We start from the raw sequence: 12,749 nt of genomic DNA, 5'->3' as shown, positions 1-12,749 counted from the left end.
GGAAAGGCCGAGGCCATCACTGGCCTCGGCCTTTCTGCTATCGCCAATCCCGGCTTTTTTCAGCCGGTTTTGCGAACCGGCGCGAAACGCCGCTTGGTGGGCGCCGGCCCGATGCGTCTGAAGCGTTCCCGCTTGTGTTCCTCTTCGAAGTGCGCGAGCGACGGCTTGACCAGATCGCTGCGCGAGACGATGCCGATCAGCCGCATGCTCTTGCGGTCGGCGACCACCGGAAGGCGTTCGAGACCGAGCACGGCGAGGCGCGTTGCGACGAGCCGGCATGTTTCGGATGGCAAGGCAAAGGCGGTGTTGTGCTGCGCGAATACCTCGGCGAGCGGCAGCGCGCGTTTGCGCTCCGCGTCGTCGGCGCAGAAGCGTTCGAGCAGCATGCGGTCGGCCACGCCGATCACCGCGCCGTCGCGCACCACCGGATAGGCGCGGCGCACCTGGTTCGCGCCGAACAGCGTTTGCAGCGTGGCGCCGACCGTCGCGCTCGCCTCGGCCGATTCGACCGAGGCCGTCATCACCTCGTCGACATAGTGGCGTTCGAGCGGATCGACGCCGTACTCGCGAAAGATGTGATAACCGCGGCGCGCGATTTTCTCGGTCATGATCGAGCGGCGCATCACCATGGTCGAAAAGCCGTGCGCGACCAGCGTGGCGGTCAGAAGCGGCAGCAACGCGTTGCTGTCGTGCGTGAGGCCGAACGCGAACACGATGGCCGTAAGCGGTGCGCCGAGCGTGGCGCCGAGCGTCGCGGCCATGCAGACGAGCGGCCACAAGGCCGGCTCGCTGCCGGGCAGCCAGTGCGAGAGCACCGTGCCGAGTCCGGCGCCGAGCATCAGGAGCGGCGCGAGCACGCCGCCCGAGGTGCCCGAGCCGAGCGCGACGACCCACATCACCGCCTTCACGGCGAGCAGCAGAAGCGCGACCTGCACCGCGATATGCTGATGCAGCAGATCGCCGATCACGTCGTAGCCGACGCCGAGCGCGCGCGGTTCGAGCCACCCGCCGATCCCGACCACGATGCCGCCGAGCGCCGGCCACCACATCCAGTGGATCGGCAGCTTGCCGAACAGGTCTTCCACCTTGTAGAGCGCGGCGGACAGTCCCGAGGCCAGCGCGCCCGACAGCACGCCCGCGACGAGGCACGAAATCAGCGACCAGCCGTCGGGCGTGGTGGTTTGAAGCGGAAACAGCGGACCCGTGCCGAAGAAGATCGCGCGCGCGAAACCGGCGACCGCGCAGGCCACCGCGACCGGCAGGAAACTGCGCGGCCGCCATTCGAACAGCAGCAGTTCGACCGCCAGCAGCACGGCCGCCACCGGCGTGCCGAATACCGCGGTCATGCCGGCGGCGGCGCCGGCGACCAGCAGCGTCTTGCGCTCCGCCGACGTGACCTTGATGCACTGCGCGATCAGCGAGCCGAGCGCACCGCCCGTCATGATGATCGGGCCTTCCGCGCCGAACGGTCCGCCGCTGCCGATCACGATGCCCGACGACAGCGGCTTGAGTATCGCGACTTTCGGCGACATCTTGCTCTTGCCGAACAGGATCGCTTCGATCGCCTCGGGAATGCCGTGGCCGCGGATTTTTTCGGAGCCGAAGCGCGCCATCATCCCGACGATCAGCCCGCCGATCACCGGCACGCCGATGACCCAGAGGCCGAGCGTATTGGTGGCCGGCGAACGGTCGGCGAACGACAGCGTGCCGAAGAAGAACAGATTGGTGAACAGATGAATCAGGTTCAGCAATACGAAAGCGGCGAGCGTGCTGACCATGCCGATCGCGGCCGCCAGCGCAAAAATGCCGGGCAACCTCGCGTTGGTCGAAAAGTCGCGCTTATGGGAATCCATGCTCATAGTTAGTCGAAGTCGATCTGTGGAATCTGGAAAGAGCCTTCGAGCGATTTCAATTCGGCGCGATGCAATTCCGCGAGTCGCTCGAGTACCCGCTCGCCGGCTTTTTCGATGTGTACTTCAACCTGGCGCCGATCGGTTTCGCTGACCTGACGGCGCACGAGATTCAGCGCCTCGCAGCGCGACACCAGCGCGACCACGCCGTGATGCTGCGCCTGCAGGCGCTCCGCGAGTTCGCCGACGGTGGCCCAGTCGCGCTCCGGATAGCCCTTGATATGCAGCAGCAGCAGGTATTGCAAGGGCGTGATGCCTTCGCTTTGCGCGGCCTGTTCGGAGAACCGCTCGAAGCGCCGCATCTGATAGCGAAACTCCGACAGTTGCTCGAAGTCGCTTTTGTTCAGCTTGCGAGTTCGTACTTTCATGGGCGATCAGCCGAGAGGAGAAAACCTCAAATATATCACATGGTGATGTATTTGGTCGAATGAAGGCCTTGATTCGCGACCCCGGTTGCGCGTATGTCTAGGCTGCGTGGCGTGCTTTGGCGATGGTTTGCCGGTAAAGGCCGGAGATCAGGTCGACTTGCGTAATCATGCCGGCCACGCGCCCGCTCGCATCGAGCACCGGTACGTGGTGATGGCCGAAGTTCGCGAACATCGGCACGAGTTCGGTGATCGGCGCGCTTGCGTCGACGGTGCAGACCTCGGTGGTCATCACGCTGCCGACGTTGGGCGTGCGAGACGCGTCGCCGCGCAGCCAGCCGTCGAAGTAGTCGAGGATCGGCGCCAGTGCGCCGGAGCTTTGATGGTCGACGAAATCGGCGCGCGTGACGATGCCGACCAGTTTCTGTTCCGCATCGACGACCGGCAGCGCTTTCACCTTGTTGCGTTTGAACAGATCCCAGGCGGTGGCCGCGCGAGTTTCCGCGGAGACCGATACGACGTGGCGCGACATGACGTCTTCGCAGCGCAGTTCGTCGAAGCTGCGCGAGAACGCCTGAAGCTGCGTTTCGCGCAGCAGCGAATAGAGATCGTCGGGATCGATGTCGAGCATTTCGCCGCGGCGCGCGAGAACCGCTTCGACGTCCGCGCGCGCGAAGCCGACGCGCGAGGCTTCGTCGGCGGCCTGGCTGGCCGTCGCGCGATCCTGGCGGCCCGCATGCGGATAGCGGTGATCGGTGGCGGCGTGATAGACGAGTGCCGCGAGCAGCAGCGCGGCTGACTGGATCGCGATCGGTTCGAGCACGAAACGGTAGCCGAGTACATGAATGACGGGGCCGCCGAGCACGGCCGTCAACGCGACCGCGCCCGACGGCGGGTGTACGCAGCGCAGCGCGAACATGCCGCAGATCGACAGCGAGACGGCCAGCGCGGCCGCGAGCGTCGGATCGCCGATCAGGTTCGCGCAGGTCACGCCGATCGTCGCGGAGACGAGATTGCCGCCGATAATCGACCACGGCTGCGCGAGCGGACTCGCGGGCACCGCGAACAGCAGGACCGCCGAGGCGCCCATCGGCGCGACGAGCAGCGGGATGCTCGCGGCAGGCCCGAGCAGCAGGTACATGAGTCCGCCTGTGAAGGCGATGCCGAGCAATGCGCCGAGACACGATCGCGCACGCTCGTGCCATTTCACGGTGACCGGTGCGGGGAAGAAACTGGACAGCCAGCTAAGGACGGGGGAGCGGGACAAGATAAGGATCAGAAAGTAGTCGAGAATGCCGGGCCCGACATTACCGGGGAAACCCTGGCAACGCGAATACACTGTGGTCATGATTATATTTCAATATGATATAAAACGCGGCGCCGGCTTGTCGCAGTGCGGCAAAACTGTGGCGTGGCGCTGACAGCGGCGCAGTGTCGCAACGACGATACGGACCGTGCATGCCCGCGCACGGCACCTCGCGCATTTGCATCATGTTGTGATATAAAATGATGGCGACAGGGCGGGTGCGGGCCGCTGGCCGGTACAGCGCGTCTATCGGGAAAGGAGCCATCATGATGATTACATTTCAATCGACGGCGTCACCGGATGTCGTGATGCTCAGGGACCTCGCGCAATATCTGCTCGGCCTGATCGGCAAGCGGCTCGGCGAGCGCGGCGTCATCATGCACGACGAACTGCCCCACGCGATCGACCGGCTCGAAGCCGCGATTTCCGACGATGCGACTGCGGAGGCGACGCTCGAAGCGTTGCACTGCTCGGCCGGCAATCAGCGCGACTCGCGCAACCGGCTCTCGCAACGCGCATGGCCGTTTCTCGACATGATGCGTGAGGCGCGCAAGAGCGAGGCAGACATTATCTGGGGACTGTGAACGCATTTTATTCGGCTTCCTGATGGGTCATTCCGTTTTACGCGGGCCTGGCGAAGGCCTGATGATGAGGCGGCGGTTGTTGCGGCTGTTGTCGCCGCTGTTGTCGCGGCGGCGTTTCGCGATCGTTCTCGCGATGGTCTGCGTCGTGCCGCTCGCCGTGCCGTATGTATCACAAACTGACATATAATGAATTAATCATATGCCGCGAAAGCAGTGCAGGGGAAACGCTATGGCATGCTTTAACCGCATTCTTCTCTGTTACGACGGAACCCGCGAAGGGCAGCACGCGCTGAAAGACGGTGCCGCGCTGGCGCAGGAACTGAACTCCCAGGTTCATCTGCTTTCCGTGCTCAATAACTCGGCCTGGATGCAGGGCGCGGATATCACCTCCGCGGTGCCGGTCGACTTCATCAACGAATCGGCGCGGAGCCTGCTCGACGAGGGATTGAAGAAACTCGCCGCACGTGGCATTCACGCGACGGGACATCTCGCGATTGGCGAACCGCTCGAACAGATTCCCTTCTTTGCGAAAGATCTGAACGTCGATCTCGTGGTGGTGGGGCACCGTCGTAGCCACGGACTCGCGCGCTGGTGGGGCGGCAGCCGCAACGACGGTCTGCTGCTCGACCGGGTTACGTGCAGCGTGCTCGTGACGATGGGCGCGCAAGCCGAAGCGTCCGAGGCGGTGGCCGGGGCGTCGGGCGCGTAGATATGGGTGGCACGAAGTTCGCGCTTTTCCGCCATATGTTTTGCCGCATTGCGGGGAATGATCCGATCGTTGCGTCGGGGGCTGCGTTGTGCTCTCGTTCGTGTGTGCGGCGCGTGCTCTTGGGCCTGGCAGACGGTGGCACGAAATTCGACTCGTGCCGACTTTTGCCGCTACAGCAGGCTCGAAATCAAACGACAGCCACAACTGGCCCGATGTCCATGCCGGGCAATCGGAACGCCGTTGTCGGTCATTGTTTCGTCGCCTTCCACTATCGTGTTCGGCTGCACGTCCGGGTGGCGCGGACACGAAACCTCGTCGCCCTTGCGCGCGACGTAACGACCGTCGAAACACAGGGTCGACGAACCCGTGATGACCTTGCCGCCGTGGTCGGTGTCGTCGCCGACACGAATGAGATCGATCATTTTTTGTCTGACTTTCGAGTGCGATAGAGGTTTATTTGTAGCGGAAGTACAGGTTGCCGAAGTTGGGCAGTTTGTTTTCACGGCGAGATTCGCGTGATGTTTTCCGCAAATCGATGTTTTCGACGTCGGGCCAGCCGAAGGTAGCGAAGATCGTTTCTGCGATTCTGACGAAGCCCATGAATTTGCGCGAAATGCGGAATGCCATGAGGCCCGATATCAGCAGCCAGAAAACGATCCCGGGCAGAATAAAGAACTTGACCATATCCGCGCGCAGGAAAAAACTCGCGCCTTGCTGGATCAGCATGACGATCATCCCTGCCGCATAAAGCAACGCTGCGCTCCAGAGCCATATCTTGAGGGACTTTCGATAATGCACTTTTCTGCCTGCCGTAGCGTGTGGGTAGACGGCAAGCAGATCGTCGCCGTCCCGTTTGACCGCGTATGCAATGTACTGCCCGCTCCCGACCTGCTCGGCGGCGACCTCGACCTGATCGCCATTGCGCATCGGCATCATCCAGAGCCAACCCTTGATACGCTTGCCGTCGAGCTCGAACTCGACCCAATCGGCTTCTTCGGCGGAATTTCCCGCCATGCCGATCAGGCCGATGCCCGCAGCGCTCAAGCCTAGGGCCGAGGCGGCAACCGCCGTCGCGCCGACCTGTTGGTGCTGAACTTCGCTCAGCACGAAGTCGTGGTTTCGCTTCGAGCGTTCGAGATTGGAAATCACGCCTTTCAACAGTACAGCGGGTTTTGTCGAGTTGTCTTTTTTCATGAGAGTTTGGTCATGGCGTCGACATAGTCCTTCTCTTGCTGAGAAGGGTCCGTGTAGCGCGTGACGCTATGGTCCGCGACGCGAAGTATCGTTTCCTGTCCAGTGCCGAATGCGCACCGGGAACACCAGGATTCGAGCGCATCGGGCGTCAGCCAGCTGGCGAGCGTCTGCAGCACGATCAGTCCCACCGTCGCTTCCCAGCCTATCAGCATACCTACCGATCTCAATGCAGCCCAAGCTACCATGCGCGCGGTGACGGTTTCCACCGCCTCTATCACCGCGTCAGTTCCATACTGGATTGCGAGCCTTTTGAGCAGGGGAGCTGCGGTGCTTATGGTGTCGATCACTGTTGCTACACCCATTGCGCTACCTAGCAGCGCCTGCCCAAAATTGAGGACCGCAATGTCGTACTGTTCCTTTTTGAGGCTATCGCCGGTTTGCTCAAAGCTCATCCACGCCGAAATAAACGTCCCAAAACTACTCAACCCCCCACCCACCAGCTTCCAGCTCTGCGACTTGATGGAGTTCTTCAGCGCCCCATAAAACGGCGTCATCGTAATCGTGATGACCGACGACAGCATCGACGCACCCGACTGCACGAGCTTGAGCGTCGTATCCTTGTCGTGCGTCCCCGACATGATCTTGTAGAAGTTGACCGCCTCCAGCAACGCCGCCACCACGGCAATCCGGCTCGACCTCAGCGCCTTGATGCCCTCGTCGGTGGACTTCATGCCGTTCCACACGTCATACAGCGCCTGGGTTGCTTTCGGCGTATTCGCGGGCGCCGCCGAGCGCAGCAGCGAGCGCGTCTTCAACAGGCGCTCGATCGTTTCGGCACGGCTGATCTTTTCCACCTCGGCCTGCTTGCGCACGAGCGCCATCGCGTCGGAATAGGAGATGCCGGCACGTTGCAGCAGCAATGACTGAATGATCTTTTCGCCGACGAAGTCGCCCATCTGGTTGATGCGGAATTTCGAAAAAACCGCATCGCCCACGGTCAACCCGAACACGTCCACTTCGAGACGTTTGAGCAGCCCGCCTAGCGGCGTGATCTTTTTCGGGTCCGTTTCGAGCGCCAGTTTGCCGAGATTCTTGTAGTAGCCGTTGAGCGTCTTGAGCGACCCGGCCGCCGAAATCACGGCGTTCACTCCCGCGCTCTGTCCCGCGGCGGGCTGCCCGGGCGGCGCTTCGAGCGGCGTATCCTTTTTGGCGAGCGCCGTTTTCAGCAACTGAGCCATTTCCTGGCGCGCGTCCTTCTGGTTCATCGCGAACACCCGCCAGATGAGACTCGCCGGCTGCACGGGGTCCCAGTGCGTGACCAGCGTATCGAGCACGGTCTTGCCCTTGGGCGTCGAGCCGATGCCCGCGAGCGCATCGGTGATCACGATCTCGAAGGCCACCGCGTCGCGCAGATCGGTTGAGGCGTAGTCTTCCAGCGTGTCGAGGAACAGCTTCGACTGCAGCCATTTGCCGACGTCGGCGGTACGCGCTTCCTGGATGTCGTGCACCTTCGCCTGCAGTGCGTTGTACTTCTTGCGGAAATTTTCGATATCCGTCCGCTTGAGCCGCGCCTCGTAATCGGACCAGTTGTATGTCGTCATGCTCTTGAGATTGCGGTCGTGAGCACCGGGCTGCGCCTGCGCGTACGCATGCGCCTCGTTCATGATCTGGTCGCGATAGGTGCCCGTATAGGGCACGCTGGAGCCCGGGCTGCCCGCCGCTGTGGAGCGGCCCATCTGCACGAGCCGGGTCTGGTAGCTGCCGGGAATGTTGTTGGCGGCCATCCAGTCCATGTCGTCGTAATACGCGTTGATCTGCGACGCGCGCGTCGGGTCGGCGCCCGCCAGCGCCTTGGCGCGTTGCGTGGCGAGCGCGCCTTGCGCGCCCGGCTGGCCGAGCGGCGTCATCGAATGCGCCTGCTTTGCCAGCGCTTCCTGGTTGTTCAGCGCCTGCTCGGTACGCGACTGGACGATCGCGTGCGCGGTGTCGATATCCTTGAGCGCGCCGACCTGAAGCTGGCGCTCTCCGGTCGCATAGCGATCGAGCCATGACGCGGGATCGCAGCGGAAACCGTTCAGCTCGTGCACCGTGCCGATGCTGTCCCACAACGCAAGCAACATCGGCGGATGATGCGCATCGGCGCTGCCGCCATCCTCGTTTTTCGCGCCGATCTGCTGCATCAGCTTCACGAGCGCCTGGCTGGCGGAAGCCGGTGACGCCTGGCGGATGAACGGCGCATAGCGCGTCACTTCATGCTGCAGCAGGTCGTCCTTGTAGGCGCCGGTTGCATCGCTGAAGGCCTGCTTGTCGTCGGGAAGCGCCATCGACTTCGGATCGAAGCCGGGCATGTATTCGATCACGGCGTCGATCGTCTGCGCGGTCGCGGCGACCGCATGCTGGTGCGCGTCCGCGCTACCGCCGATCCACTTTGACGGCTCGATGTACTGCATGCGTGCTTCGCGCAGCGTGTCGTCGGACGCGTACAGGTCGAAAATCTGCTGATGCCACGTATGCTGGGAGAACGCGATGAACACGCGGCCCGTGCATTTCTCGGGGTGCTCGATGGCGATGAGGTCCATCGGCACCGCGATCGCGCATTGCGCGCAGGCGGGATCGGTCACGGGCACCAGCGATAAGGGCAGCGTCTGTTTCCAGAGGCGTCCGTCGGAAGTGACCTTGTACGCTTCCCAGTAGCGGCTGCCGCGCGGGCCAGCTTCATAGAAGAGATAGACCCAGCCTTCGCGCAGCGTACGCACGCCGTAGTGGTGCGCTTCGAGCGCGACGTCCGTCACGCGTGCGCCGCCGATGCCCGCGGGCAAGCCGGCCTTCACGTATTTCGGCAGTGCGGTATAGCGAACCGGCAAGATCGGCAGCCCGGACTTCTCACAGTTCGCGCATTTCTGGTTATTCGTCGTCATGCTGTGTCGTTGTTTCGATTGCGTGCGGAGGCGAATGGATTAGCGGGAAGCCGACGCCGTGAGACGGTCGTACCAGGCACCCTGGCGGATTTCGGCGATCTCGTCCGCGGAGAGCCGGCTGATTGCGGCCGAGTAGAAATCGTCGTCGGCCCGGCGGCCGAGCAACTGCAACACTTTGGGATGCAGATCGAATTGCGGATGCCAAGCAATCGCGTGCCCGATGAACGCGATCTGGTCGTCGCGGTCGAGCAGCCCGTAGCGTTCGGCGCGCACGGCGGCGGCGAGCGCCGCCTCGACTTCGTGCGCTTGCGGCTGACGCTCGCTCGCATACGCGTGCAGCGCCAGCGCGCGATTGACGAGACCGTGCCGATGGATGGCGTCCCATTGCTGCGGCAGCAGCGCGAAGCGGGCCGGCGACGTCTGCGCGCTTTGGCGAACCACGAGCCGCGCGCACGCGTCGAGCGCGTGCCATGCCTTTACCGGGCCGAGCAATGCCTGCTGTTGTGCCGGGGAGAGCGCCGTCCACAGCAGGTCGAGCGCGCGCGTGTCGTAGAAGCGCAGCACGCAGGCGCGTCCCGCCGCGTCGCGTTGCAGCGCGAGACGCGACCAGTGCGCGGCGACATCCTCGAGCGAAGCCGGGCTTGCGAGCCAGCCGCCGATCCGTTGTCCCAGGCCCGACGCCATCGAGGCCGGGAGGCGGTCGTCGAACGCGGCCTGCACGCTGTGCGCGAGCGCGGCCAAGCCCGTGTCGGTCGCAAGATCCAGTTCGAGCAGATAGGGGCGATGCGCTTCGGCGAACGCCTCGTGATCGATGACGACGTCGGCGCGCGGCAGATCCGCGAACGGGTTGTCGTGTTCGGGAAAGTCGGCGTTCAGGTCGCGCTGGCTCGGGTCGACGGAGAGAAAGCAGCGCTGATTCGCATGGCGGCCGAACCATTGTCTGATCGTCGCGGTCGACGCGTCGACCCGCGCGGCTTCGGTCGTCCTGGACGCTTCGGATGCGCGGTTCGCGGCTTCGTCGTGATGGTGTCGATAGTCCATTGTCTTACTCCAGCACCACGCTCGAGGCACTGTCCGCCGACGCCGCGGCGGATTTCCACGAACAGCCCTTCGTCACGCTCGTCACCTGCGCGGGCAACCGCATCGAAGCCGGGCCGGGCTTGTCCCACGACGCGCATTTTTCGAGGATCTGGCCGGAGGTGCCGTTTTCGATCGTGTCGGCCGTGATGCGAATATACGAGCCACCCGCGCCGATCCAGATTTCCTTGTCGGCGGACAGCACGAGCTTGCCGCTGGTGCTCGTCACCGTTACGTCGTTGAGCGCCGTGAGCGCCAGCGCGTCGCTCTGCGCCTGAATCTCGACCTTGCCCTTGGCGGCGAACAGCTTCATGCCGGCGTTCTGCACGAACAGGCTGATCTTCTCGGTCACGCTCGCGATCAGCGATTTGCCGGCGGCCACGTGCGTGTTCTTGCCGCTGACGATGTTGACTTGCTGGTTCGCGGTCAGCTGCGCCGAATCCTGGGTGGAAACGCCCACGCCGGACGGGCTCGCGAGCAGCATGATCGGCGTGGAGAAACCGTTCGCGTTGCCGGTGCCGCCGCCGCCCGTGCGTCCGCTCGAACCCGCGCCGCCCGGCACGCTGTATTGCGTCGCGTCGGTGAACTTCTTCAGCGCGTCGTGCCCCTCGTCGAGACTTTCGGCCTGGTTCGCGGCGCTCGCCTGCGAAGCCAGTTCGACCACGCTTTCCGCGCTGGCGAGTTGCTCGGCTGCGGCCGTGACGTTGAGCGGTTGCGTGACGGAAGCCGGATGCGTCGTGACGAACAGGCCCTGGCTCGCGCGGACCGCGCCGTAGGCTTCCGATTTGAGGTCGAAGCCGCTGCCGAGAAACGCGCCGCGCGTATTGGCCGACTGATCGACGAGATAGCCCAGATGCAGGTGGGACTGATAGCTGCTCGAATATAGATGGACGCGGTTCTGCGCCGTCGAGTCGTCCATTACGAGCTGGTTGTAGCCGCTGCCGCCGCCATATTCCCTGGAGCGATAGCCCGAGAGCAGTCCGTTCGAATGCCACTGCGGTTTCGCGGCGCCGTTATAGAGCCGCGACGTTGCCACGGGCCGGTCGCAGTCGCCGCCGATGTGATCGATCAGAACCTCTTCGCCCACGCGCGGCATATGCACGGCGCCGTAGCCGCCGCCCGTATCCGCTTGCGCCACGCGCACCCAGCAGGAGGCGCGTTCGTCGCCGCCGTTCAGGCGGTCCCAGATGAACTGCACCTTGATACGGTTCAGCTCGTCCGTATAGACCTCTTCGCCTTGCGGACCGACGACGATCGCCGTTTCCAGGTGCATCTCGGGTTTGCGGTGCTCGAACGGGCTGCGGTACGGCACGCTCGTGCGCTGTGCCTCGATCTCCACGAGATAGAAGCCCACCGAACCGTCGTCGTGCGCGACCGTGAACGCGGCGTCGCTCGCGTGACGCGCGCGCGCCGCGTCCACGGTTTCCTGGAGGCTGTGCGGAAAAGCCGATCCCTGGCTACCGGACGGAAGATTGTTGGCGATCACCCAGTTCGTTTCGATTGCCGCGAATTCTTTCTGGCTGGCGGGATCGGCGTCGTGATCGGGGTGGCCGTCGAGCACGAAGCGCTTGCCCGCATCCATCGCGCGCACGCCGCCCACGCCCACGAAACGCTTGGCGCGCGACTCCCATTCTTCCATACGGATGCGCGAAAGCTGATCGCCGCGATCCTGCTTGTTATAGGTGTAGGCGCCCGTGTATTCGTAGACTTCCGCCTGATCCGGGAGGGCGCCCTGATCGGGCATGGTCGGCACGGCCGTACCCTTCGGGTTGTGGATTGACGACGGCGTTTTGTAGTCGAACGTGCGCGTGGTGAGTACCGTGCTTTGCAGGGTGCGTGTGCCCGACCATTGCACGAGCGCGTCGGTTTCGCTGCCGGTGCCGCCGCGATAGAACGACACTGTTTCGGGCGAGAGCGCATCGAGCGTGGCGAGCCGGTCGGTGATGACGAGCGTGTGCGAGCGCCCGTCCTGCGCCTGGCGCCAGAAGCCGAAGAGCCCCTCGGTTTCGAGCAGCCGGTGCACGAAGTTCCAGTCGCTTTCGTCCTGGCGGCAGTAGGAGCGCGCGGGAAGCGGACTGGACAACGCGAACTGGAACAGGCCCTGCGATTGCGGATGGGCGTTGAATACGTCGGCGACGATGTCGTCGGCGCTCCGGTCCTGCCAGATGCGTTGATCGCGACGGAATTTCAGGAAGTGCATCCACGAGGCGAAACCGAGCTGATAGCTGGTCAGCCCGCTGTTCGAGCCGAGCCGGCGTGCGGTATGCACGTAGCCGTTGTGCGGCTGATACGATTTGTCGGCCTGCTGGACCCAGAGCGTCACGGGCTGCGCGATCAGCGACTTGAGTTCGATGCTGCCGGTCGTCGAAACGACGTCCACCGTGAATTCGAAGTGGCGCCCGAGGCGCGAGCGCCCAACGACACGCTGCGGCACCAGGATATTCGAGCCCAACGGAGTATCGAGTTTGAGCAAGCGGTCGCTTTGTGTCAGATCGCTCGAAATCGTGCTGGCCAAATCTTGCGTTCCCATTCCACCCTGCCTTTCAAAGTCATATTTGCATCGCGCGAGCATTTTATAAAAAATTTGTGTGACGAAATCAATGCCTTGCAATTAATGCTTTGAAAATCAAGGGGAGAAAGGCGAGAAATGAGAAAAAAATGCCGATCAAAAGATGGGTAATTAGAA

General features: G+C 63.3%; 10 protein-coding genes. 2 read left to right on the top strand and 8 right to left on the bottom strand.

The features are described 5' to 3' along the window. Positions 1 to 59: 59 nt before the first annotated feature. From F3J19_RS19520 to F3J19_RS19510, 3 genes are all read right to left on the bottom strand, one after another. Positions 60 to 1,859, bottom strand: a complete 1,800-nt coding sequence (locus F3J19_RS19520) for a chloride channel protein (protein ID WP_167044592.1) — start codon at positions 1,857 to 1,859, stop codon at positions 60 to 62. A 2-nt stretch (positions 1,860 to 1,861) separates the two neighbouring features. Further along, a complete protein-coding gene (locus F3J19_RS19515; RefSeq protein WP_167044589.1) occupies positions 1,862 to 2,278 on the bottom strand; it encodes a helix-turn-helix domain-containing protein in 417 nt (138 codons plus the stop codon). A gap of 97 nt (positions 2,279 to 2,375) precedes the next feature. Beyond that, a complete protein-coding gene (locus tag F3J19_RS19510) occupies positions 2,376 to 3,542 on the bottom strand; it encodes an HPP family protein (RefSeq protein ID WP_205193046.1) in 1,167 nt (388 codons plus the stop codon). A 305-nt stretch (positions 3,543 to 3,847) separates the two neighbouring features. On the opposite strand from F3J19_RS19510, the gene F3J19_RS19505 reads away from it, so the two are divergent. Both F3J19_RS19505 and F3J19_RS19500 read left to right on the top strand, forming a co-directional pair. Next, positions 3,848 to 4,165 carry a DUF1840 domain-containing protein gene (locus tag F3J19_RS19505; protein WP_167044586.1) on the top strand — a complete coding sequence of 106 codons (318 nt, stop codon included), beginning with the start codon at positions 3,848 to 3,850 and terminating at the stop codon, positions 4,163 to 4,165. 229 nt (positions 4,166 to 4,394) lie between these two features. Further along, positions 4,395 to 4,874: a universal stress protein gene (locus tag F3J19_RS19500; RefSeq protein ID WP_167044582.1), complete on the top strand. Its 480-nt coding sequence runs from the start codon at positions 4,395 to 4,397 to the stop codon at positions 4,872 to 4,874. A 170-nt stretch (positions 4,875 to 5,044) separates the two neighbouring features. Here F3J19_RS19500 and F3J19_RS19495 read toward each other — a convergent pair whose 3' ends face one another. Genes F3J19_RS19495 through F3J19_RS19475 form a run of 5 tightly spaced genes read right to left on the bottom strand, consistent with a single transcriptional unit; the run spans position 5,045 to position 12,593 of the window. Further along, positions 5,045 to 5,296: a PAAR domain-containing protein gene (locus tag F3J19_RS19495; RefSeq protein ID WP_167044579.1), complete on the bottom strand. Its 252-nt coding sequence runs from the start codon at positions 5,294 to 5,296 to the stop codon at positions 5,045 to 5,047. 31 nt (positions 5,297 to 5,327) lie between these two features. After that, positions 5,328 to 6,068: a putative type VI secretion system effector gene (locus tag F3J19_RS19490; RefSeq protein ID WP_167044576.1), complete on the bottom strand. Its 741-nt coding sequence runs from the start codon at positions 6,066 to 6,068 to the stop codon at positions 5,328 to 5,330. Further along, a complete protein-coding gene (locus F3J19_RS19485) occupies positions 6,065 to 8,986 on the bottom strand; it encodes a T6SS effector BTH_I2691 family protein (RefSeq protein ID WP_167044574.1) in 2,922 nt (973 codons plus the stop codon). Before F3J19_RS19485 ends, F3J19_RS19490 begins: the two co-directional genes overlap by 4 nt. Positions 8,987 to 9,025: 39 nt before the next feature. Further along, positions 9,026 to 10,027 (bottom strand): DUF4123 domain-containing protein, encoded by a 1,002-nt coding sequence (locus F3J19_RS19480; RefSeq protein WP_167044571.1) that lies wholly within the window; start codon positions 10,025 to 10,027, stop codon positions 9,026 to 9,028. A 4-nt stretch (positions 10,028 to 10,031) separates the two neighbouring features. After that, on the bottom strand, positions 10,032 to 12,593 hold the full coding sequence (locus tag F3J19_RS19475; protein WP_167044568.1) for a type VI secretion system Vgr family protein: 2,562 nt from the start codon (positions 12,591 to 12,593) through the stop codon (positions 10,032 to 10,034). Between the last annotated feature and the right edge of the window lie 156 nt (positions 12,594 to 12,749).

This window comes from Burkholderia sp. Ax-1724 (assembly GCF_011752995.1).
Taxonomy (GTDB): Bacteria; Pseudomonadota; Gammaproteobacteria; order Burkholderiales; family Burkholderiaceae; genus Paraburkholderia.
This window is presented reverse-complemented; position numbering and strand designations above follow the sequence as displayed.